Annotated in this window: 21 protein-coding genes; 12 read left to right on the top strand and 9 right to left on the bottom strand. The window is 59.4% G+C overall.

The genetic code is table 11. From position 1 onward, the window contains the following. Nucleotides 1-13: 13 nt before the first annotated feature. Nucleotides 14-1,153 carry an efflux RND transporter periplasmic adaptor subunit gene (locus HF949_RS01085; protein WP_292897760.1) on the bottom strand — a complete coding sequence of 380 codons (1,140 nt, stop codon included), beginning with the start codon at nt 1,151-1,153 and terminating at the stop codon, nt 14-16. 332 nt (nt 1,154-1,485) lie between these two features. Here HF949_RS01085 and HF949_RS01080 point away from each other — a divergent pair, with 332 nt between their 5' ends. After that, entirely contained in the window at nt 1,486-2,100 is a 615-nt protein-coding gene (locus HF949_RS01080; RefSeq protein WP_292897759.1) for a TetR/AcrR family transcriptional regulator, read from the top strand. Nucleotides 2,101-2,132: 32 nt separating this feature from the next. Here HF949_RS01080 and HF949_RS01075 read toward each other — a convergent pair whose 3' ends face one another. Beyond that, the gene (locus tag HF949_RS01075) at nt 2,133-2,930 is read right to left on the bottom strand and encodes a 3-hydroxybutyrate dehydrogenase (RefSeq protein WP_292897758.1); all 798 of its coding nucleotides are present in this window, start codon (nt 2,928-2,930) and stop codon (nt 2,133-2,135) included. A 174-nt stretch (nt 2,931-3,104) separates the two neighbouring features. Here HF949_RS01075 and ispG point away from each other — a divergent pair, with 174 nt between their 5' ends. Then, complete coding sequence (ispG, locus tag HF949_RS01070; protein WP_292897757.1) at nt 3,105-4,382, top strand: flavodoxin-dependent (E)-4-hydroxy-3-methylbut-2-enyl-diphosphate synthase; 1,278 nt, start codon at nt 3,105-3,107, stop codon at nt 4,380-4,382. A gap of 4 nt (nt 4,383-4,386) precedes the next feature. Here ispG and HF949_RS01065 read toward each other — a convergent pair whose 3' ends face one another. Beyond that, nucleotides 4,387-4,914 carry a MarR family winged helix-turn-helix transcriptional regulator gene (locus HF949_RS01065; protein WP_292897756.1) on the bottom strand — a complete coding sequence of 176 codons (528 nt, stop codon included), beginning with the start codon at nt 4,912-4,914 and terminating at the stop codon, nt 4,387-4,389. 138 nt (nt 4,915-5,052) lie between these two features. Between HF949_RS01065 and HF949_RS01060 the strand changes: the two genes are divergently transcribed. Then, entirely contained in the window at nt 5,053-5,388 is a 336-nt protein-coding gene (locus HF949_RS01060; RefSeq protein WP_292897755.1) for a cupin domain-containing protein, read from the top strand. 47 nt (nt 5,389-5,435) lie between these two features. Here HF949_RS01060 and HF949_RS01055 read toward each other — a convergent pair whose 3' ends face one another. The 3 genes from HF949_RS01055 to HF949_RS01045 form a co-directional block, all read right to left on the bottom strand. Continuing rightward, nucleotides 5,436-5,798, bottom strand: coding sequence for a response regulator (locus HF949_RS01055; protein ID WP_292897753.1), 363 nt, complete (start codon nt 5,796-5,798; stop codon nt 5,436-5,438). A 14-nt stretch (nt 5,799-5,812) separates the two neighbouring features. After that, nucleotides 5,813-7,867: an ATP-binding protein gene (locus tag HF949_RS01050; protein WP_292897751.1), complete on the bottom strand. Its 2,055-nt coding sequence runs from the start codon at nt 7,865-7,867 to the stop codon at nt 5,813-5,815. Between the two features lie 221 nt (nt 7,868-8,088). Then, entirely contained in the window at nt 8,089-9,009 is a 921-nt protein-coding gene (locus tag HF949_RS01045) for a polyprenyl synthetase family protein (RefSeq protein ID WP_292899962.1), read from the bottom strand. A gap of 165 nt (nt 9,010-9,174) precedes the next feature. Here HF949_RS01045 and mtgA point away from each other — a divergent pair, with 165 nt between their 5' ends. Then, complete coding sequence (gene mtgA, locus HF949_RS01040) at nt 9,175-9,909, top strand: monofunctional biosynthetic peptidoglycan transglycosylase (RefSeq protein WP_292899961.1); 735 nt, start codon at nt 9,175-9,177, stop codon at nt 9,907-9,909. Nucleotides 9,910-10,060: 151 nt separating this feature from the next. Next, on the top strand, nt 10,061-10,243 hold the full coding sequence (rpmF, locus tag HF949_RS01035) for a 50S ribosomal protein L32 (protein ID WP_007007560.1): 183 nt from the start codon (nt 10,061-10,063) through the stop codon (nt 10,241-10,243). A gap of 60 nt (nt 10,244-10,303) precedes the next feature. Here the strand turns inward: rpmF and HF949_RS01030 are convergent, their stop codons facing one another. Next, nucleotides 10,304-10,729, bottom strand: coding sequence for an ACT domain-containing protein (locus tag HF949_RS01030; RefSeq protein WP_292897749.1), 426 nt, complete (start codon nt 10,727-10,729; stop codon nt 10,304-10,306). Nucleotides 10,730-10,774: 45 nt separating this feature from the next. Continuing rightward, nucleotides 10,775-11,386 (bottom strand): polyhydroxyalkanoate synthesis repressor PhaR, encoded by a 612-nt coding sequence (phaR, locus tag HF949_RS01025; protein ID WP_292897747.1) that lies wholly within the window; start codon nt 11,384-11,386, stop codon nt 10,775-10,777. A gap of 302 nt (nt 11,387-11,688) precedes the next feature. Between phaR and HF949_RS01020 the strand changes: the two genes are divergently transcribed. The 7 genes from HF949_RS01020 to HF949_RS00990 all read left to right on the top strand — a co-directional run bounded on the left by HF949_RS01020 (nt 11,689) and on the right by HF949_RS00990 (nt 20,452). After that, nucleotides 11,689-12,873, top strand: coding sequence for an acetyl-CoA C-acetyltransferase (locus HF949_RS01020; RefSeq protein ID WP_292897745.1), 1,185 nt, complete (start codon nt 11,689-11,691; stop codon nt 12,871-12,873). Between the two features lie 108 nt (nt 12,874-12,981). Further along, on the top strand, nt 12,982-13,701 hold the full coding sequence (gene phbB / locus HF949_RS01015) for an acetoacetyl-CoA reductase (protein WP_292897744.1): 720 nt from the start codon (nt 12,982-12,984) through the stop codon (nt 13,699-13,701). 666 nt (nt 13,702-14,367) lie between these two features. Beyond that, complete coding sequence (locus HF949_RS01010; protein ID WP_292897742.1) at nt 14,368-17,427, top strand: helicase-related protein; 3,060 nt, start codon at nt 14,368-14,370, stop codon at nt 17,425-17,427. A gap of 9 nt (nt 17,428-17,436) precedes the next feature. Beyond that, entirely contained in the window at nt 17,437-17,826 is a 390-nt protein-coding gene (locus tag HF949_RS01005) for an RNA-binding S4 domain-containing protein (RefSeq protein ID WP_292897740.1), read from the top strand. Between the two features lie 137 nt (nt 17,827-17,963). Further along, the gene (gene fdxA / locus HF949_RS01000; RefSeq protein ID WP_007007554.1) at nt 17,964-18,302 is read left to right on the top strand and encodes a ferredoxin FdxA; all 339 of its coding nucleotides are present in this window, start codon (nt 17,964-17,966) and stop codon (nt 18,300-18,302) included. A 380-nt stretch (nt 18,303-18,682) separates the two neighbouring features. Further along, complete coding sequence (locus HF949_RS00995; RefSeq protein WP_229449828.1) at nt 18,683-19,255, top strand: CarD family transcriptional regulator; 573 nt, start codon at nt 18,683-18,685, stop codon at nt 19,253-19,255. Between the two features lie 339 nt (nt 19,256-19,594). Further along, nucleotides 19,595-20,452: an RNA polymerase factor sigma-32 gene (locus tag HF949_RS00990; protein WP_292899960.1), complete on the top strand. Its 858-nt coding sequence runs from the start codon at nt 19,595-19,597 to the stop codon at nt 20,450-20,452. Between the two features lie 38 nt (nt 20,453-20,490). Here the strand turns inward: HF949_RS00990 and HF949_RS00985 are convergent, their stop codons facing one another. Continuing rightward, nucleotides 20,491-21,978, bottom strand: a complete 1,488-nt coding sequence (locus HF949_RS00985; RefSeq protein ID WP_441338395.1) for a M48 family metalloprotease — start codon at nt 21,976-21,978, stop codon at nt 20,491-20,493. Nucleotides 21,979-22,091 lie beyond the last annotated feature (113 nt).

Raw genomic sequence — 22,091 nt, 5'->3', positions numbered from 1 at the left:
GCCGTGGGCTGTCTTAACGGGCGGTCATTTCGGAGGCGAGGACGCCTGCCAGTTCCCGTATCAGCTTCTGATCGGCGATTTCTGTCTTCACCGTATCACCCTCGGTCACGAGATCCTGGCCGGCGACGATCACCTGAGCATCGGCCGGGATTCCGGCAAGGAAGAGAGCCCGAGGCGTGTCGTCGACCAGATCGATGGGATAGAACACAACCTTGCTGTCTTCATTGACGGCGCGAACGCCAAGCTCGCCATCCTCGTTCAAGGTGACCACAGAACGCGGTAAGGCGACAGCCTCCACCGGCTCGGCGTGAATGTTGATCTCCGCGGTCATGCCGGCGGGAATATCGCCGTCCTGATTGGGGATCGCTACCTCGATGCGGAATGTACGGGTCTGCTCCGAAGCCTCGCGGCTGACGAAGCGGACTTCACCACTGACTTTCGTGCCGTCGACCAACCGAACATCCGCCTTGTCACCGACATCTACAGACCCAAGATCATGTTCGCTGACCTCGCCCACGGCAATCACTGGGTCGAGCTTGATCAGTGTGGCAACTTCCTGACCCTGCATGGCAGAGGAGCCGAGCTCCACGTCGACCTTGTCAATAATGCCATCGAAGGGCGCGCGCACGGTAATGCGTGCGAGATCGGCTTCAGCAGCCTCGAGCTGGGAACGGGCGGTGGCAAGCGCCGAGCGAGCGCTGTCCAACTGCAGGCGGGCAAGATTGCCGGACTTGGCAAGGCGGGCAGCAGCTTCGGACTCGGCCTCTCTCTGGGCCAAAACCTGACGCGCGGTCTCCACCGCAGCCTCTTTGCCTTCGGTTTCGAGCCTCAGGATCAGGTCGCCCGCGGATACCCTGTCGCCCTTGGAGACCGGCAGCTCCGAGACTACGCCGCCAGCGCGCAGGGCCAGAGCCGAACGTTTGTCAGCGGCGGTCTTGCCCGAAACGCGGATTGTTCTTGAATGATCGATACGCGGTGGCGTGGCAACAGTTACCGTCTGCGCTTCAGCCGGCTTGTTTTCGGGTCTTTGCGCCACAGTCTGTGGTTCTTCGCTGGCGCTACCGACAGAGGAAAACTCCCCGGTGGCGATCCAGGCGGCTGTCGCGACAAGCACGGCAATCGCGGCAAGTTTGTGCAACCTAATCTTCGGCATGTCGTTTTCCGATGCGATAGAGCCGGCCTGTCGACTAAGGACCGACCCGATATGGGGACTGCCCGCGCAGAGTTCAATTCGCCAAGCACAAGGGCAAGACGCCAAAGCGCAAGGGCAAGACGCGGTATCTTGCGGCAAAAGAACGCTCATATATCGCACACGCACGCTTTACAAAAGCCGAACGGCCAATGCTCCTGACATCAACGGACGTTGGCCCGGTGCCAGAGTGCGAGCAGATAAAAACGCCCTTTGCGCGCTGGATGCGCGAAGGTTGGGACATATTGACAAAATTCGTTATTTTGTCAATATGTCGTTGAAAGAAAGTGCAACCCATGAATTTGATTGCCCGATGTACCGATGACCCCAAACGGGAGCGCATCCTTGATGGCGCCATGAAGGTGTTTCTTGCCTATGGCTTCGCTCGAACGACAATGGATGACATTGCCAGATCCGCAGATGTTTCGCGGCCGGCGCTCTACCTGCAGTTTCGGAACAAGGCAGATATTTTTCGTGCCATCGGCGCATGCGTTCTTGAGCAATCGCTGGAAGGAGCTCGGCAGGGGCTTGCCGAAGAGGGGACCTTTGGCGAGCGAATGATGACGGCACTCGACCGGGCCCTGTTCGGGCTGATCGAGACCATCGATCAGTCGGCTCATGGACAGGAAATTCTCGACATGGAAAACAAGATCGCCGCCGATATCATCGCCGAGTGGCGCGATGGGCTGACAGCCATTGTCGAGGCAGCGGTGGCGGATGAGGCATCGCGGACAAATGCCGACCTTGAGGGGCAGGGGCTTTCGGCCCGGGGGTTGGCAGAAATTCTGCTGGATGGTCTTGAAGGCATGCGCATGCGCGGTTTGTGCGGCAAGCCGGCGATAGACGGCGCGCGGCGACTGGTGCGGGTTCTGGAGATTTCCATGGCCGCAGCGCAACCCAGGCGCGGTTGAGCCGGGGTCGTATCTTAAAATCTGCGTTTGTCCTATTGCGCCGTCCAGCCGCCATCCATCGGCAGGGCCGTGCCAGTCATCTGCGATGCGTGATCGGAACACAGAAAGACGACCAGACCACCCAGTTCCTCGACAGTGACAAACTCCCGCGTGGGCTGCCTGGCAAGCATCACTTCGCGCACCACCGTTTCACGATCCATATCGTGCACCTTCATCTGGTCGGGAATCTGCGCCTCCACCAAAGGTGTCAGGACGTAACCGGGGCAGATGGCGTTGCAGGTGATGCCGGTCTCTGCGAGTTCGAGAGCCACTGTCTTGGTCAGGCCCACCACGCCATGCTTGGCGGCGACATAGGCAGATTTGAACGGCGAGGCGCGCAGGCCGTGCGCCGAGGCGATGTTTATGATGCGGCCGCAGCCTGCCTTCCTCATATGAGGGATCGCAGCTGCGATGGTATGAAAGAATGACGAAAGATTGATCGCCAGGATGGCATCCCATTTCTCGACTGGAAAATCTTCGACAGCGGCGACATGCTGGATGCCGGCATTGTTGACGAGTATGTCGAGGCGTCCGAAGCGTTGCGCCGCCTCATCGATCAGCATGCGGCAGGCATTCGGGTCGGACATGTCGGCGCTCACATAGGCTGCTTCCACGCCGTGATCATCGGCAAGCTTTTTCGCAACAGCATGGTCCTCGGGGCTGTCTGTAAACGAGTTTAGCACGACGTTGCAGCCGTTGGCTGCCAGTGCTTTGGCGGCCCCGAGGCCGATGCCCGAGGTTGAACCGGTGATAACAGCCGTCCGATTTTGCTTGCCCGGTTCTTCCTGCATGGCATGGCCTTTTGTTGAAGCTGGAAAAAGGAGTGTTGTTGCATTGCAGCAAAGCGATGGATGGAGACGCTGTCAAGCGAGGCGATCTGCGCAAATGCACTTCTGCGCCATTGACATTCCGGCCTGTCTCGGCCACCTCAAGCCCGATACGGCTGAAAACGGGACAGTTCCCCCATGACCGGAACATTCACGGCCAGCAAATCTGTGAGCGGCTATTTCTCTTCACCATTTCCGCGGCGCGAGGCCGTGGGTGTTGCCGTGGGCAATGTGATTGTCGGTGGGGACGCACCCGTGGTCGTCCAGTCCATGACAAACACGGACACGGCGGATGTGGACCGCACGGTCGCGCAGATTGCCGCTCTTCATCGCGCCGGTTCTGAACTGGTGCGTATTACCGTTGACCGCGATGAGGCGGCCGCTGCCGTGCCACGTATTCGTGAGCGGCTGGAGCGGGTGGGTATTTTTGTGCCACTCGTGGGGGATTTTCATTACATCGGCCACAAGCTTCTGGCCGATCATCCCGCATGCGCCGAGGCTTTGGCCAAATACCGCATCAACCCGGGCAATGTCGGTTTCAAGGACAAGAAGGACCGTCAGTTCGCGGCAATCATCGAAACGGCGATCAAGTATGACAAGCCGGTGCGTATTGGCGTCAACTGGGGCTCTCTCGATCAGGAGTTGTTGACGCGCCTGATGGACGAGAACCAGAACAACGGCTCGCCCATGACCGCTCAGGAAGTGACGCGCGAAGCCATTGTGCAGTCGGCGCTTCTGTCGGCCGAGCTTGCGGAGGAAATCGGGCTCGGCCGTGATCGCATCATTCTCTCGGCCAAGGTCAGCCAGGTGCAGGACCTGATCGCCGTCTATACCGAGCTTGCACGACGCTCCAATCATTCGCTGCATCTGGGGCTGACCGAAGCCGGGATGGGCACGAAGGGCATCGTCGCCTCATCAGCCGCGATGGGCATTCTGCTGCAGCAGGGTATTGGCGATACGATCCGCATTTCCCTGACGCCGGAGCCAGGCGGCGACCGCACCCGTGAAGTACAGGTGGCGCAGGAGCTTCTGCAGACGATGGGATTCCGCCAGTTCCTGCCGGTTGTTGCGGCGTGCCCCGGCTGCGGCCGGACGACATCGACCGTCTTTCAGGAGCTCGCCCAGAAGATCGAGGGCGATCTGCGCAAGAACATGCCGGTATGGCGCAAGAAATACCCCGGTGTGGAGAGCCTCAAGGTTGCGGTAATGGGGTGTATCGTCAATGGGCCCGGTGAATCCAAGCATGCCGACATCGGTATCTCATTGCCCGGTACAGGAGAAACGCCGGCTGCCCCGGTGTTTGTGGATGGCAAGAAGGCAGCAACGCTGCGGGGCGAGAACATCGCGGCAGAGTTTGAAAAAATGGTCGCAGACTACATCGAAAAGCGTTTCGGTCCTCGCGAGACAGCGGAATAGCACGTCACTTTTGCCGATCAGCCAGGGATGACATCACCGTATGGGTCAGTTCGCGCAGCAGCTCCTCAAGTAGCTCGCGGCGCGCCTGGGGCATCGCGGCAAAAAGTGCAAGCTCGCTGGCCATGTCGGCCCTGAACGCCTCCTCGGCGCGGGTTTTGCCTGCGGATGTCAGCTCAACCATCATGCTGCGCCCGTCTTCAGGGGAGGGCGCGCGCTTGACCAAACCTGCCTTTTCGAGCCGTTTCAACCTGTGTGTCAGGCCACCCGAAGTGATCATTAGGGATCTGTAGAGTTCGGTTGGCGTCAGGCGGTAGGGCGCTCCGGCGCGGCGCAGTGTGGCAATAACGTCGAACTCGCCCCGATCAAGGCCAAAGGCGGCGAAGGTTTCCTCGATACCGGGTCGAACGAGCATTGATAGCCGGTAGATGCGGCCGAGAATGCTCATGGGGCTCGTGTCCAGATCGGCAAGCTCGCGTGCCCATTGCGCTCGCAGGCGGTCGACATGATCCGCCCCGGTTTTTTCTAAGGTCATGAAAGCTCCTGATCGTCTGCGGGTATCAAAGGCCCATTATATATCTTGACGTTAAGATATATTGCAACTATCTTTGCGCAAAGATATTCAGCGCCCAGTGTCGCGAAGGGCGTTTTGAGGAAGAAGGGAGCAACCGCAATGTTCGAAATCATTCGCCGTTCTGAGCAGAAGCCGAGCCCCAAGGGCACGGTGACCTTTGAGGGGGAGCCATATGGCGGGCAGGTTTCCATGTTCGTCATGAACAGCCCGCCCGGCCACGCAACCGGTCTGCACAAGCATCCCTATTCGGAAACCTGGGTTCTACATTCGGGCGAAGCCGAGTTCACGGTGAACGGCGAAACGGTGAGGGCGCATGCGGGAGATATCGTTGTGGTTCCGGCCGATACACCGCACAGCTTCGCCAATGTGGGGTCTGAGCGCCTCGATATCGTTTGCATCCACGCGTCAGGGCGTATCCAGCAGGAAAACCTTTAAAGGCCAGAACCCTGAAGTCAGCCTCTGCGGGTCTCTGCGGGCCTATGTCAGGCGCTCTCCGAAAGTCGCTGAGCGCTGTTTCGCCAGTGAGTGATCTTGTCGGCGAGTTTCTGGGGGGAAATCGGCTTGGGCAGGTAATCGTCCATGCCGGCACCCAGACACTTCTCCCTGTCGCCCCTCAAGGCATGGGCGGTGATGCCGATGATCGGCGTGTGCGTGCCGTTGGCGGCTTCCAGTTCCCGGATCGCAGCCGTCGCCTCATAGCCGTTCATCTCCGGCATCGAGACATCCATGAGAACCAGTCCGGGTTTCAGTGTGCGCAGCATTTCGACTGCCGTCTTGCCATTGCCTGCAATCCTGTATTTCAGACCCATCCCATCGAGAATCTGACTGAAAACAAGCTGGTTCACTTCGTTGTCCTCGGCTACCAGAACATCGAGTGGCCCGTTGATGCCGCGCGATCCAGAGAGACCCCGCTCCAGGGGGTTGAAGCATGGATCTGAATCGGTTTGGCCTGGTTCGGAGTTTCGGCGTTGTCCCGTGCAGGAAGAGCGCGGCTCACCTGCATCACAGAAACCAGCGTTTCCAGAAGCATGGAGGCGCGTGTGGGCTTGTTCAGATGAGCGGCGATCCCGCATTCGCTCATGAGGCGCGCCGTATCGGTCTGGTCGACTGATGTGAGTAGAACGAGCGGAATGCCGGTGAGCGCCGGGTCGGCCTTGATTTTCCTGGCGACATCAGCGCCATTCATTTCCGGCATCTGGTAGTCGAGGATGACACAATCCACTCGTGCATCAAGTTGAGCGGAGCGCTGAAGGAAGGCGAGGCCGACGGCGCCGCTTTCCGCCGCCGCGCACTCAAAGCCCCAGCTGTTCAGTTGCTCCAGCAAAATCTCGCGGTTGATCGGATTGTCATCGATGACAAACACGCGTGCTCCCGAAACATCCACCGGCGCAGTTGCCTGGACGGCATTGGCCGTGTCCACAGCAAACGGCACAGTGAAGGTAAATGTGGAACCTTTGCCCACCTCACTCGTCGCTTCGATCGAGCCTCCCATCAGTTCGGCCAGTTTTACGGCGATGGCCAGACCCAGTCCTGTCCCTTCATGGCGGCGGGTGGACGATGAATCGACCTGAGCGAACTTGTCGAAGACCACGTTCAACTTTTCTTGAGGAATGCCGATGCCGGTATCTTCCACCCGAACCGTGACCTGGGTGGTTTCCCCGTCCGATTTTCCCGAAACATCGATCAGGACATGACCGCGCTCGGTGAATTTCACGGCGTTGCCGACCAGGTTTGTGGCGATCTGACGGAACCGGCCCACATCGCCGATGAATGAGGCAGGGAGCTCCGGATCGACACGAACAATGAGCTCCAGGTCTTTTTCGGCCACGCGCGAGGAAACAAGAGCCGCCACATCTTCAATTGCCTCGCCAAGCCTGAACGGCGCTTCGTCCAGCTTCAACTGGCCGGCATCGATCTTCGAGAAATCGAGAATGTCGTTGATGATGGTCAAAAGAGCGGTGCCCGATTTGACAATCACGTCGACGAACATCGCCTGTCGCTGGTCGAGATTGGTGCGCGCCAGCAGTTCTGCCATGCCCATGACACCGTTCATTGGCGTGCGGATTTCATGGCTCATGTTAGCCAGGAATTCCGATTTCGTGCGATCGGCCGACTGCGCCTTTATCTTTTCGGCTGCAAGCGAGATATTCGCGCTGTGCAGATCCTGATGGGCCTTCGATATCCGACGGATCATAGGCTCAAAAATCCGGAGCGCGAGGATGAGGCTCGCTGTCACCATGGCCACCGCGACGCCAAATAGACCCCATTGGAGCGTGCCATGGCTTTCAATCATCCCCGCGTTGAGAAGGTCGGAAATGCGTTTTAGTTCCGGGCGCACCTGGGTGTTGGCAAGTGTCTGAAGCTGTTTGAAAACGCGACGTGCCGTGGCGTTGTCATAGTCGGTAAACACCTCAAGCCTGTTGGCGAGTGAGATGATGTCGCGAATCTGCGTGCGGAGCGCGGCCTCTTCATTCTGCCCAAGCCAGATACGCCGCACAGAAGCCGGGACGGCATGGCCCGTGATGTCCGTGGCGACCGGCATCGCCTGCGGGACGGGTGCATCTGATTCCAGGCCACCCTGAAGATTGGTCAGGCGCTGGCTTTCGAGCGTGGTCACTTCACCGCTTATTGCGAATTCGAGCGCCTGATAGGCGGCGTTCAATCGCGTCAGCGCCATCTCGAGCTCGTTGTGGCTCGCTTCGGTCTCAGCCGCATCGCCGCTGGCAAGAAGCTCGGCCTGCTCAAGCCGCAGCGCGTTATGAATTACATCATTGGTGGCGTCCGCCATGTGACTGATGAATGCGCCGAAACGTACCTGGTTCTTGGTGGTCTGCGTTTGCCACAGCAAGAATCCGGTTCCCATGGCAACAGCGATGACAAACCCGGCCAGGAGCACGAACAGGCGTCCGCGCATATATTGTTGTGTCCCCAGGGTAGGCATTGCTATTCCCAAGACGTCCCCATTTCCCGTAAGAATTGAGCATCCTGATTAATGCGTGATTAACGCTAAAAGAATGAGCTTTTACATGCCCTCGTGACCTGCGAATATGAATGCGCGGTCACGTTTGAAGAACAGAACAGCAAAACGGCTTGTGCTGCCGCGTGTCTCTAAGCAAAAACTGGGCGGCTTCAGTGTTATTTCTGCCGGTCAGCCACGAAACGGGCTGCCTGCCGCAGGGTCTCGGCACGTTCGCCGAACGGGTCCAGAATATCCTCGGCCTGGGCGACGAGACCATTGAGTTGACGACGTGTCCACTCGACTCCATGCAGACTTGCCAAAGTGGCCTTGCCAGCAGCAGCGTCTTTGCCGGTCGCCTTGCCCATTGTTTCGCTGTTCGATGTGAGGTCGAGAAGATCGTCGGCCAACTGAAAAGCCAGGCCGATGGCGGATCCAAACTCACCGAGACGTTCTGTCTCCGCGGGTTGAGCGCCACCCACCACGCCGCCGGCCTCGCAGGCAAAGCGGATGAGGGCGCCAGTCTTCATGGACTGGAGGAGGAGTATTTCTTCTTCGCTGAGGCTCGAGCCTTCGGCAGCCAGATCCAGCGCCTGCCCTCCGGCCATGCCACCCATGCCAGCGGCGCGTGCCAGCCGATTGACAAGCGTGAGCTTTGCCTCGGTGGATAGTTCCGTCTCCGCGGCGCTGATGATGTCGAAAGCGAATGTCAGAAGACTGTCGCCGGCCAGGATTGCGGCTGCTTCGTCGAAAGCGCGATGCACCGTCGGCTGGCCCCGGCGCAGGTCGTCATCGTCCATTGCGGGCAGGTCGTCATGGACGAGAGAGTAACAGTGCACGCATTCCAGCGCTGCCGCCACGCGAAGTGCAGCACTCTGGTTGCTCGTATCGAACAGCGCGGCAGTCTCGAGTACGAGGAAAGGCCGCAAGCGTTTGCCGCCATTCAAAACACCATGGCGCATGGCCATCAGCAGCCGTTCGGGTCGATGTAATTCGCCTTCGAGCGGCCGGGTGCCGAGCAGGTCGCGCAGGGTCTTCTCCACCAGGTTCGCGCCGGCGGCCAGTTTAACCTCGAAGGGGAGGGTGGGTGTCTCTTCCATGTCCGGAGCGATGCCGTTAATGGGCGCCGGGGTCAAGTCCGTTTGTAGGTGCCATTGCGCCGCAGGCATTGGAGCGTTATGCGAAAAGCAGTTTTATGGCGTCTCTGATACGGGGAAACAGGATTGAGCGGCCCGACAGTCGATCCGGAAAAAAAGTCGTCGACCATGGGCAGTCGGCGTCGTGGCCGCAGCGGTAAAACGCGGCCGGGACCCGCGCGTGGCTGGAGAAGATGGTTTTTGCGCCATGTCGTGACCATCGTCGTCGTTCTGGCCCTGATACCGGCGGGACTGACGCTTCTTTACAAGGTCCCGTTTGTTCACCCTCTTTCCACTTTGATGATGCGCGATCTGGCAACGCTTGAAGGATATGACCGCCGCTGGACCTCACTCGATAAAATGGGAACGCTGATCCAGTATTCTGTTGTCATGTCGGAGGACGGGCAGTTCTGTGCGCATGACGGGATCGACTGGGCCGCGTTGAACCTCGTCATCAATGATGCGCTGTCGGGCGAAAAGGCGCGTGGAGCCTCCACCATACCGATGCAGACCGTGAAGAACCTCTATCTCTGGCAGGGTCGCTCCTTCCTGCGCAAAGGTCTGGAGCTTCCGCTGGCGGTTTATCTCGATCTTGTCCTTTCCAAGCGACGTATCCTCGAAATTTATCTGAACATTGTCGAATGGGGCCCAAACATTTACGGCGCGGAGGCTGCGGCGCAGCATTACTTCGGGCGGCGGGCTTCCGAGCTTACGCGCCGTCAGGCCGCGCTGCTGGCGGTGACGTTGCCCAATCCGCTGGAGCGCAATCCGGCAAAGCCGTCCGGCGGTCTCAACAGGCTCGCTGCAAATATCGAGCAGCGGGCGCGCAAGGCAGGCGGTTATGTGGGGTGTCTGAAACCCTGATTGCGGCAATTCTCCAAAAAATGCGCTGCGACCCACTGGTCAAAGGCCGTTTTGAGGTGTATAGGCACGCCGACTTCCAATTCCCGGCCGAGATGCTGGGCCCTGGATCAAGGGGCCGCAACGGCCTTTGACCGATTAGCGGAGCAGGACAATGGCTGTACCAAAAAGGAAAACGACGCCTTCGAAGCGCGGCATGCGCCGCTCGGCCGATGCCATCAAGGCGCCGACCTATGTCGAAGACAAGAACTCGGGCGAGCTGCGTCGTCCGCACCACATCGACCTGAAGACTGGCATGTATCGCGGTCGCCAGGTTCTGGAGCCGAAGGACGCATAAGCGACTTTCTCCAGTGGATTGCGAAAAAGGCCGGTCTTTGACTGGCCTTTTTTGTTTGGGCTACCCATTCACCGCATTCGCCTCAGCGCGCTGTTGAACGTTGAGAAGGACCGAGAAGGCCTTTTCCGCCTGCTTCTCGGGCACGAAGATATGGTCGTGATGAAAAGCGGCGATCACATTGCAGGGAATGTCTTCCTCTGCCAGTGCCGTGGCCACGGAAGCGGTTAGCCCCACACCGTCTAGCGCCGAATAGACGCTAAGGACGATCCGGCGCATCGGCATGTCTGTATCGAAACCAAGCGCTTCGGCGCGTTCCAGGCTCAGGACGAGTGTCGTTCCCTCCTCCTCTTTGAAAGCTCCGACGGCGTCCTTGAGGAGTTTCTCGGCGGTATCCGGTCTAACGCTGCAGAAGACATAGACGCCCTCACTCAGCACCGGCGACATGCCTTCAAGCATGGCCTGCCGGTTGCGAACGGGATCAGACATTTCGTGCATTCCAGAGTGGGGGGTGGTCTGCGGAGGTGTTCTGGATCAGGAATCACCCATTGAATCGATCTTGCGCTGCATCGCCGCGATCTGCTCCCGTAAGTCTTTCAGGTCGTCGGAGCGGTGTGTGTCATTGCCCGCTTCCCTGTCCGTTGCCGCGGGCTGCTCGGAAGCTCCGGGCACCGGTGTGAACATGCGCATCGCGTTCTGAAACATCTCGATGTTGCGGCGCGTCTGCTCTTCCACTATTTTCATCGGAGCGGACATGCCCATCATGTCCATGGACGACGTCCCAAAAGCCTTGTTCATCTGCTCGCGCATGCGCTCCTGCTCTTTTGAGAAGGCCATCATGGATTGTTCCAGGAAGCTTGGAACAACCATCTGCATCTGATCGCCATAAAACGCGATGAGCTGGCGCAAAAAGGATACGGGCAGCATGTTCTGTCCGTTGCGGTCATTTTCCAGTTCAAAAATGATCTGCGTCAGAACCGAATGGGTGATGTCGTCGCCGGACTTGGCGTCCTGGACGACGAAATTTTCATCGCGCTTCACCATTTCGGCGAGATCTTCCAGCGTCACATAGGTGCTGGTGCCGGTATTGTAGAGACGGCGATTGGCGTATTTCTTGATGACGATCGGGTCGTCCTTGGCTGGCATTACTGACCTCCCCGTAGCACGGTGTCTATGGCGTCGCGTCCGGTCGTCTCTTCCGTCGACCTGGAATAACGATGCCCTGGATTCAAGGACCAGGGGCAGGATATGCGCAAAATCCGGTCGAATGAAAGCGGTTTTCGCAGTGGCGAAGACGCAGCCGCTTATCTTCGGCGACGCGCAAGAGTTGTTGCGCTGCACACAACCGTTTGACTCGGCACTTATTAGCCGCGACAAATGCGGATAAGGTCAGTCCGTTGCAGGGACTGCGCATTTATACGTATCGCCTTTTCAAGGGAGAAGCCTTCATGTCGACAGCTGAAGCCATCGTCGTCGCCAGCGCCGCTCGGACACCGGTCGGTTCCTTCAACGGATCGTTTGCCACCGTTCCGGCCCACGAATTGGGTGCCACGGCCATTCGTGAAGCGCTTTCGCGCGCCGGAGTGGCGCCGGAAGAGGTGAACGAGGTGATACTCGGTCAGGTGTTGACGGCGGGACAGGGCCAGAACCCCGCGCGCCAGGCGTCGATCGCCGCTGGCCTACCGAAGGAGACGACTGCCTGGGTGCTCAACCAGGTTTGCGGTTCGGGCCTGCGCACCATCGCCATCGGCATGCAGCAGATCGCCACCGGCGATGCCGACATCATTGTTGCCGGCGGGCAGGAATCCATGACGCTCTCGCCCCATTGCGCCTATCTGCGCGCCGGTGTGAAGATGGGCGATTATGCCATGATCGACACGATGATCCGCGACGGTCTCTGGGATGCCTTCAACGGCTATCATATGGGCATCACGGCGGAGAATGTGGCGCGGCAGTTTCAGATCACGCGTGACGAGCAGGACGCGTTCGCGCTGGCATCTCAGAACAAGGCGGAGGCCGCTCAGAAGGCTGGCCGTTTCAAGGACGAGATCGTGCCGGTGACGGTGAAGAGCCGCAAGGGCGAGACGGTCGTTTCCGAGGATGAATATATCCGTCATGGCGCGACCCTTGAGGGTATGCAGAAGCTGCGTCCGGCCTTTGACAAGGAGGGCACCGTGACGGCGGCCAATGCATCAGGCATCAATGACGGTGCCGCCGCGGTCGTTCTGATGCGCGAAAGCGAGGCGGAGCGCCGTGGCCTGACACCGCTGGCGCGTATCGCCTCCTGGGCAACGGCAGGGGTCGATCCGGCGATCATGGGCACAGGGCCGATCCCCGCGTCGCGTCGCGCGCTGGAAAAGGCCGGGTGGAAGGCGGAAGACCTCGACCTGGTCGAAGCCAATGAGGCTTTTGCCGCACAGGCCTGTGCCGTCAACAAGGATATGGGATGGAACCCGGAGATCGTGAACGTGAATGGCGGGGCGATTGCCATCGGTCATCCGATCGGGGCTTCAGGAACCCGCATTTTCAACACGCTTGCTTTCGAGATGCGGCGTCGTGGCGCCAGGAAGGGCCTTGCCACGCTTTGCATCGGCGGTGGAATGGGCGTCGCCATGTGTGTGGAAGCGCTGTAGGTTCTTTGCCGGCACGCGGCGGGAGACGCCGCGCGTCAGCCGGCTTATCGCTCAGGCACAATGGGGCGAAGGCGGCGGGGACAGTTCATTTTCAGGGAGGCGACCTGCATGAAAACGGCACTTGTTACCGGTGGAACCCGTGGCATCGGCGCGGCAATAGCAACAGCCCTGAAGGATGCGGGCTACCGGGTCGCGGCAAATTATGCGGGCAATGACGAGGCGGCGGCACGGTTCACCGGGGATACCGGCATTGCTGCCTATAAGTGGTCGATTGCCGACTATGACGCCTGTGCCGAGGGTGTTGCTAAGATCGAGGCCGATCTCGGGCCGGTGGATATTCTGATAAACAATGCCGGGATCACCCGCGACGTGATGTTTCACAAGATGACGGTGGAAGACTGGCGCGCGGTTGTCGATGTCAATCTCAATGGCGTCTTCAACATGACGCATCAGGTTTTTGCCGGCATGCGTTCGCGCGGGTTCGGCCGGATCATCAACATATCTTCCATCAACGGTCAGAAGGGCCAGATGGGGCAGGCCAATTACTCGGCCGCAAAAGCAGGCGAAATCGGCTTCACCAAGGCGCTCGCCCAGGAGGGGGCGCGTTTCAACGTGACGGTAAATGCTATCTGCCCGGGATATATCGCTACGGACATGGTGATGGCTGTGCCGGAAGCGGTGCGCGAGAAAATCATCGCCCAGATCCCGGTGGGGCGGCTGGGCGAAGCGTCAGAGATCGCACGGTCTGTGCTGTTTCTGGCCTCGGACGATGCCGGCTTCGTGACCGGATCGACATTGACCGTCAATGGCGGACAATACTTCGTCTGAAGAAAAAAAAGCGCGACGTGCGCCTGGCTTCCCGGGTGCTGTGGAGAAAAAGCGGCGTCGCGCTTTGATCGATTCTGTATCAATTTGAAGCAATTTGGTTAACGAGGCTTTCATCCTGTTGGATCCGGCCTGTGGATAAGCTGTTTGTTATCTGTCGACAGGGTGTGGAAAACACCAGATGTAGTGGTGAACGTATCGGGAACATTCCGATATCACTGATTCGTCGCCGATTCGTTCCGGGTTTGGTCGAAGTGTTAACTCGCGGCTCATTAATGCGTCGAGCCCCGATTAACGGATCAGAAAATTTCCCTAACAAAATCTTATGGTTGGTCGAAGTTGAGAAGAGCGGTTTTGTGACGTGCGTTCAAAAGTTAACACTCGCTGCCCGATTCATGTTCATTCGGTGGTACGCTGATTCAGCATCTAGGTCCGTACGCTCTGGGATGTACAGCATGTGGGGGTGAACAAAACAGGAAACGTTCAAAGTCAGTGATTCGTCGCTGATTCGTTCCAGACTCGTTCCAAACCTTAACGGACACATTGATCTTCAGGTTGTTTTGGCAGGCTTTGTCGGCGGAGTGGCAGTCTTGCCTTGGAATGGAGAGGTAAAGCGTGCTAACCGGTGTTTCCGCCTTTTCTCGCTGAGGTAGACGGCTTTTCGGGCCTATGAATTTCCAGAATCAGAACGCCAGTCCCCGGTCACTATCGGGGCGCAACGTCACAGCCATCCTCGGCCCTACCAATACGGGCAAGACGCATCTCGCCATCGAGCGCATGGTGGCGCACTCGAGCGGTATCATCGGCCTGCCGCTGCGCCTTTTGGCACGCGAGGTTTACACGCGGGTTGTTGCCAAGGTGGGCGAGCAGCATGTGGCGCTGATTACCGGCGAGGAAAAAATATCGCCACCTGGAGCGCGCTTTTCCGTGTGCACGGTGGAGGCCATGCCGCGCGAGGCGGATGTGGCCTTTGTCGCCATCGACGAAGTGCAGCTTGCCGCTGATCTCGAGCGTGGGCATATCTTTACCGACCGTATCCTGCATCTGCGCGGACGCGAGGAAACGCTGCTGCTGGGTGCCGGCACGATGCGCGGCATCCTGGAAAAGCTTCTGCCGGGCCTTTCCGTCATCACGCGGCCGCGCATGTCGGTGCTTACCTATTCCGGTTCGCGCAAGATCACGCGGCTACCGCGCCGCTCGGCCATTGTCGCGTTCTCCTCAGACGAGGTTTACGCGATCGGCGAGTTGATCCGTCGTCAGCGTGGCGGTGTCGCCGTGGTGCTTGGCGCGTTGAGCCCGCGCACACGAAATGCTCAGGTGGCACTCTACCAGTCTGGCGACGTCGATTACCTTGTCGCCACGGATGCGATCGGCATGGGGCTCAACCTCGATGTCGACCACGTAGCGTTTGCGCAGAACCGCAAGTTCGATGGTTTCCAGTATCGCGACCTCAATCCGGCAGAGCTCGGCCAGATCGCCGGTCGTGCAGGCCGACATTTGCGCGACGGCACGTTTGGTGTGACAGGCCAGGTGGATCCGCTTGCCGATGAACTCGTCCATCGCATCGAGGCGCATGAATTCGATCCGGTCAAGGTGCTGCAATGGCGTACTGCAGCGTTCGACTTTTCAAGCATCGACGCGCTCAGAGCCTCACTTGATATGCCGCCTCCGGTCGAGGGGCTCACCCGCGCGCTGCCTGCCGCGGATGCCAAAGTGCTCGAATTCCTGTCGCGAGATGAGGACATTCGCAAGCTGGCGAACGGGCGCGAACGTGTCGGCCTTCTGTGGGAAGCCTGCGTGCTCCCCGATTACCGGCGCATTGCACCGGCCCAGCACGCAGAAATTGTTGGTGCAGTCTTTTCTGATCTGGCGCGAATGGGCCATGTCGATGAAGACTATATGGCTGAACAGGTCAAACGCGCCTCGTCCACCGAGGGGGACATCGATACTTTATCGCAGCGGATCGCGCAGATCCGTACATGGACATTTGTTTCGCATCGGCCCGGATGGTTGGCCAACGCGACACACTGGCAAGAAAAAACACGAGAGATTGAGGACAGTTTGTCCGATGCGCTGCATGAGCGATTGACGAAACGCTTTGTGGACCGCAGGACTTCCGTGCTCATGAAGCGCCTGAGAGAGAATGCAATGCCGGAAGCAGAAATCAGCCCCGTTGGCGAAGTCCTTGTCGAGGGGCACCATGTTGGTGAGATGCTAGGGTTCCGCTTTACTGCCGACCGTTCGGCGGAAGGCGAAGACGCGCGAGCCGTCAAGGCAGCCGCGCAAAAAGCGCTCGCAGCCGAGTTTGAAACCCGGGCTGAGCGTTTTGCTTCGTCAGGCAATGGAGATCTGGCGCTCGATTCCGATGGCCTGCTGCGCTGGCTCGGGCAGCCTGTCGGTACGCTCGTGGCTGGCGACGATGCTTTGAAACCGCGTGTTGTGCTTCTGGCAGACGAGCAGCTTACCGGGCCGGCACGCGACAAGGTTGCTGCGCGCGCCGAGCGCTTTGTGTCATATCAGATCGAGTCGCTTCTCAAGCCTCTGGTGGACCTTCGAAACACTGAAAGTCTCTCGGGAATGGCACGCGGCATCGCCTTCCAGCTTGCAGAGAACTTCGGCGTGCTCAATCGACGCAACGTGGCCGAAGATGTCCGTGCTCTTGATCAGGATGCGCGCGCTTCGCTGCGCCGCCTCGGTGTCCGCTTTGGCGCCTACCACATCTTTGTTCCTGCGCTGATCAAACCCGCACCTGCCGGCCTTCTGACGCTTCTGTGGGCGCTTATAAACGATGCCAAGGACAAGCCGGGCTATGGAGATGTCGTGAATGCGCTCGCCGCGGGACGCACCTCCATCGTTACCGATCCGACTTTTGAGAAAGCCTTCTACGGGCTCGCGGGCTATCGCAATCTTGGGCGCCGCGCGGTGCGTGTCGACATTCTCGAACGCCTCGCGGATCTGATTCGTCCCGCGCTTTCCTGGAAGCCGGGAGCAGGCGCGCGCCCTGAAGGCGGCTATGACGGGGGTGCCTTTGTGGTCACACCGGCGATGATGTCGATTCTTGGCGCGACCGCTGATGATATGGAAGCGATCCTCAAGGGGCTGGGTTATCGTGGAGAGCCAAAGCCCGCGGATGAGGTGGCTGCGCATCTGAAGGCTCTGGACGAGACGGCTTCGCAGACCGAAACGGCGCAGAAAGCCCAGAGCGATGGTGCCGTCGAACCAGTCGCCGAAGGCTCCGACACAGCTGCGCACAAAGAGACTGCCGAACCGGATGTGGATGGCGCAGCCGCAGCAGACGCGGTGGAGGCCCCGGTGGAAAACGCGGCACCGGCCGCAGATCCCAGCAAGCCGGATGCAGAAAACGCCGAGCCGGATGCAGAAAACGCCGGGAAGGATGAAGAACCTGCTTCAGAAGCCCCGGATGCAGGTGCATCCGGTGCATCCGGCGAGGAAGAAGAGCCCAAACCTGTCATCATCTGGCGGCAGGCGCGTTTTGACGGGCGCAAACGTCATGGTGCGGGCAAGGGAAATCCGCGTCAGCAGGGGCGTGGGCGTCAGGAACGTGACGGTGCGCAGAAGCGCGGCAAGCCCCCACGCAAGGACGGTGACAAGCCAGGCTTCAAGCGCAAGGGCGCGCCTCACCGTCCGCGCGAGGAGCGGCCGGCCCGGATCGATCCGGATTCGCCCTTTGCCAAGCTCGCTGCCCTGAAGGACCAGTTGAAAAAGTAGCGCCATGCAATGATCGGGACGGCTTTAGAACGGCAGCGCATCGACAAGTGGCTGTTCTTTGCGCGGGTGGTGAAATCACGCTCACTCGCCGCCAAGCTCGCACAGGCGGGACGCGTCCGGGTCAATCGTAACAAGATCGAGCAGGCTGCTTACCAGATCAAGGTGGGTGATGTGCTCACGATCTCTCTTGACCGCCGCATCCTTGTCTACCGGGTTCTGGCGCCTGGTACGCGCCGTGGTCCTGCGGAAGAGGCGCGTATGCTCTACGAGGATATGACACCGCCCGCTCCGCCGAAAGAGATCGTGGCCGCGACGCTGCCGCCAAAGCGCGACACCGGAGCCGGTCGCCCGACGAAGAAGGAGCGTCGCGCGCTGGATCGCTGGCGTGACGACGGATGAGGCCCGAACGAGTTCTGCGAAGCTGGAATGGGATTTCGCCTGCGACGATTGCCGCGCAATAACGGGCCTTGCAACGGCCCTTCAAAGGCGATACCTCACCTCTCGACATTCGAAGAAGCTGTCAGCCGAGAGCACCAATGACCTATATCGTCACCGACAATTGCATCAAGTGCAAGTACATGGACTGTATAGAAGTCTGTCCGGTGGACTGTTTCTATGAGGGCGAGAACATGCTCGTCATTCACCCGGATGAGTGCATCGATTGCGGCGTCTGTGAGCCGGAGTGCCCGGCAGAGGCGATCAAGCCCGACACCGAGCCGGGTCTGGATAGCTGGCTTCAGCTCAATTCCGAGTATGCCGAAAAATGGCCCAATATCACTGCCAAGAAAGAACCTCCGGCAGACGCCAAGGAATTCGACGGTGTCGAAAACAAGCTGGAGCAGTACTTTTCGCCGGAGCCTGGCGAAGGAGATTGATCCCACTTTTCGTCCGTGGGGCATAACGCTGAAAGACGGGGCGGTCGCGCAGGATTCTGCCGCGACATCTTCGCACATGCGTCAAATTCTTGATTCTTTCGGCTTTTTGTGGTAGCTTCGTAAAATCATGCCGGTGACAACACGTCTTTTGATGGCGCACACAGACTAATCACTGAAAGGTGGGGCTCAAAATCCGGACCGGGGCTATCTGGGTCAGGGTGTATTGGTTTGCGTGGCGGGCCTGCGGTACAGGGGCTGTCACCATTTCCCAGAGCTTGAAATCTGTCATGCGTCCGAGAAGCCGGCAGGCGTATGGGCACGGGGTATCGTCGAGGCGAGGCGGTATCTGCATGCCCCACTAGAACAGGAGTGTTAGGCGGATGACCACCCAGCAGAAGAAATCGGCGCAGCGTCAGGGCTTCAAGACTGGCGAGTATATCGTGTATCCGGCGCACGGCGTCGGGCAGATCGTTACGATCGAAGAGCAGGAAGTCGCCGGTCACAAGCTGGAATTGTTCGTCATCGATTTTCAAAAGGACAAGATGCGCCTCAAGGTGCCGGTGGCCAAGGCGACGTCAATTGGCATGCGCAAGCTTTCCGAGACTGATTATGTCGATCGTGCGCTCAAGGTTGTTCAGGGCCGTGCCCGCGTCAAGCGCACCATGTGGTCGCGCCGCGCCCAGGAATATGATGCAAAGATCAATTCGGGTGACCTGATCTCTATTTCGGAAGTCGTGCGTGATCTTTATCGTGCGGACAATCAGCCGGAGCAATCCTACTCGGAGCGTCAGCTTTATGAAGCCGCGCTCGACCGCATGGCGCGCGAGATCGCGGCCGTCAACCGTATGTCGGAGACAGAGGCTGTGCGCCTGATCGAGACAAACCTCAACAAAGGCCCGCGCCGGGGCGCGAAGGCCGACAATGAGGAAGCCGAGAAGGACGAGGCGGCATAAACGCCTCTCTCGGACTGTTTTCAAAGAGCCCGGCTTTTCAGCCGGGTTTTTTGTTGTCCGGCTTCATCCCGTTCCCCGTTGGAACTTTTTCTGTTTCCGACTCGTTACTTTAAGTGATGTCTCGTTGTTGGGGCTGAGGAGCCCCGTTTGCGACGTTCCTTAAAGTGGCTTTGCAGAGTTCGCGAGACGTCCGCCTTTGGCGCGGCCGCGTATGTTCGATCGGGGCGTCGAGAATGCTCTGAATGATCGAACAGCGCATGGGCGAGGCCAATGCGTGTGGGCTTGGTGGCTCGCGATCCTTCTGTCGAAGGTGGCGGGCCGGTAACGCGGGAGTGCATGATGCAAGACCGGGCGGAACGCAAACTGATCGAAAAGGCGATGAAGGCGCCGTATCTGGCGCTGGAAGAAGAGCAGGACCTGGCGAAACGCTGGTCAAGAACTAACGATCAGCAGGCGCTGCATCAACTGACCGTGGCTCACATGCGGCTGGTCATCGCGATGGCCGCCCGGTTTCGAAATTTCGGGCTGCCAATGGCTGATCTCATACAGGAAGGCCATATCGGGCTTCTGGAGGCGGCAGCCCGGTTTGACCCCGAACGCGGTGTGCGTTTTTCAACATATGCGACATGGTGGATACGCGCCTCGATGCAGGACTATGTCCTTCGCAACTGGTCGATCGTGCGTGGCGGAACGAGCTCAGCCCAGAAGGCGCTTTTCTTCAAGTTTCGTCGTCTGCGGGCAAAGCTGCAGAAAAGTATGGGAACCTCTGGTGAGATCCATGAAGAGGCAGCCAAGCTCCTCGGTGTTTCACCAGCCGATGTGGCGATGATGGATGCGAGGCTGTCCGGACCTGACCTCTCCCTTAACGCGCCGATGCGCGATGAAGGCGAGGCCTCCGCGGAGCGTATGGAATTTATCCCTTCCGATGATGAGCCGGTGGATGAGACTGTAGAACATATGATCGACGGTGAACGTCGTGCGCTCTGGCTTGCCAGGGCGCTTGATGTTCTGGATCGGCGCGAACTGAAGATCATACGCGAGCGCCGGCTGTCAGACGACGGGGCGACACTCGAGGCGCTCGGCACCGCGCTCGGAATATCAAAGGAACGTGTTCGCCAGATCGAAAGCAGGGCGATCGAGAAGTTGCGCGGCGTGCTTCTCCGCGAGCATCCTGCGCTCCCAGGGGGTGCAGCCTGAGCGTTTGCGGGCGCTCCGGTGAAGGTGCGCGATTACCGTTATTGATCGGTGACGATCTTCACCCTGGTTCCCGCTGAAGGTGATGCGCCGGGGCCGAGAGCATTCAACAGCCGGAAGAGCTCCACTTTCCGATCGACGCCACGCATGCGTGCGGCAAGCGAAGCAAGTGTTTCGCCGGGCTGGACCGTGATCACGCGGATACGCAGGGGTGTGAGCGCAGCACGCTCCGCCTGGTTCAGCACACGGAAGCTCTGACCAACAGAATCGGCAACCTTCTCAAGATCGCCGCTCGTTGCCGGGGCGGCAGTCAGCAGGCGATAAACCTGCCCGCCCGAACGGATCACCGTCACATCGAACTGCCAGCCATCGGCGCTGGCGCGACCTTTGGCAGCCGGATAGCCATTGATGGTCAGGGTCCGGATTGTTTCGGGCTCAAGCCCGGCAACCCAGCCGCTCATCAGATAATCCGTCAGGGATGTACCCTGCGGCACGGTTGCTCCATCGAAACGGACAGCGATGTCGTCAGGTCCAACGGCGGTAACCGCCTTTGCTGAATTGTCGATAATGAACCCCTGGGGGACGCGGAAGGCGACGCCAAGCCCCGGATGAAGAAAGTCGCGTCCGCGCACAAAACCCTCTTCCGGTGAATCGCCGTAGATCATGCCGTCAATACCGGCGAGGAAGGATTCGCGGTCACGTTTGCCTGCCGCGTTCGGCTGTTGCAATTCACGGGCGTGGCGTTGCGCGAGCTCGATGCGGCGCGGCGCATTTGGGTGACTGGCGAGAAAGTCGAGGCTGGCGTCGGTCGCACCACTGACACTGCGAAAGCCCTGATAGGCGTCCATCGCCTGAAGGAAACGAGCTGCGGCGAATGCGTCGTAGCCAGCGTGGGAGGTGGTGCGAATGCCAATTCGGTCGGCTTCAAGCTCCTGGTTGCGGGAGAACTGGGCAAGCCGCAGTTTGCCGCGGACCAGTGCGGCCTGAGCCGCCTGATCGCGCCCGCCCACCACTTCATTGACCACTTGGGAAGCAAATTTTTCTTCCGCCTCCAGTTTCTGCCTCTCAATGCCATGATTGGCGGTCACGTGTGCCATTTCATGTGCAAGGACGGCAGCAAGCTCCGCCGAATCATTGGCAAGCGCCAAGAGCCCGCGCGTGACATAGAGATAGCCGCCGGGCAGGGCAAACGCGTTCACGTTCGGTGAGTTGAGTATCGTGATCCGATAGGCCGCGCCGGTGTTTTGCTCGTCCAGCGTCAGCGAGCCGACGACCTTGGCTACCATTCGTTCGAGCTTCGCGTCGGAGTATTCGCCGCCGTAGGTCTGCAGGATGCGCGGATGCTGCTGACGGGCAAGGCGCGCCAGACGATCGCCACGCGTCACCGTGTCCACCGTGACCGGGTTGGAAGAGGGCATGAAACTGCCCGTGTCGGTCGGGATCATCTGGCAGCCGGACAGGAGCGCGGTGAGCGTCAGGGCCAGGACAGTTTTGCGCGACGATGACCGCGCGTGCGGCAGGAAGTTCATGGTAGCGGGCGCTCGATTGGACAGGTGAATGTCCTTCCGGTTGATCTTGTCCAAAGCATGACCAGCCTTAACACGCCAGTCGCGCTTTTGGTTCCCTCAGCATTTCATCATGT

The sequence above is a fragment of the Nitratireductor sp. genome, from assembly GCF_017794765.1.
In the GTDB taxonomy this organism is placed as follows: domain Bacteria; phylum Pseudomonadota; class Alphaproteobacteria; order Rhizobiales; family Rhizobiaceae; genus Nitratireductor.
The sequence above is the reverse complement of the archived record's forward strand: the minus strand, read 5'-3'. Positions and strand labels throughout refer to the sequence as shown.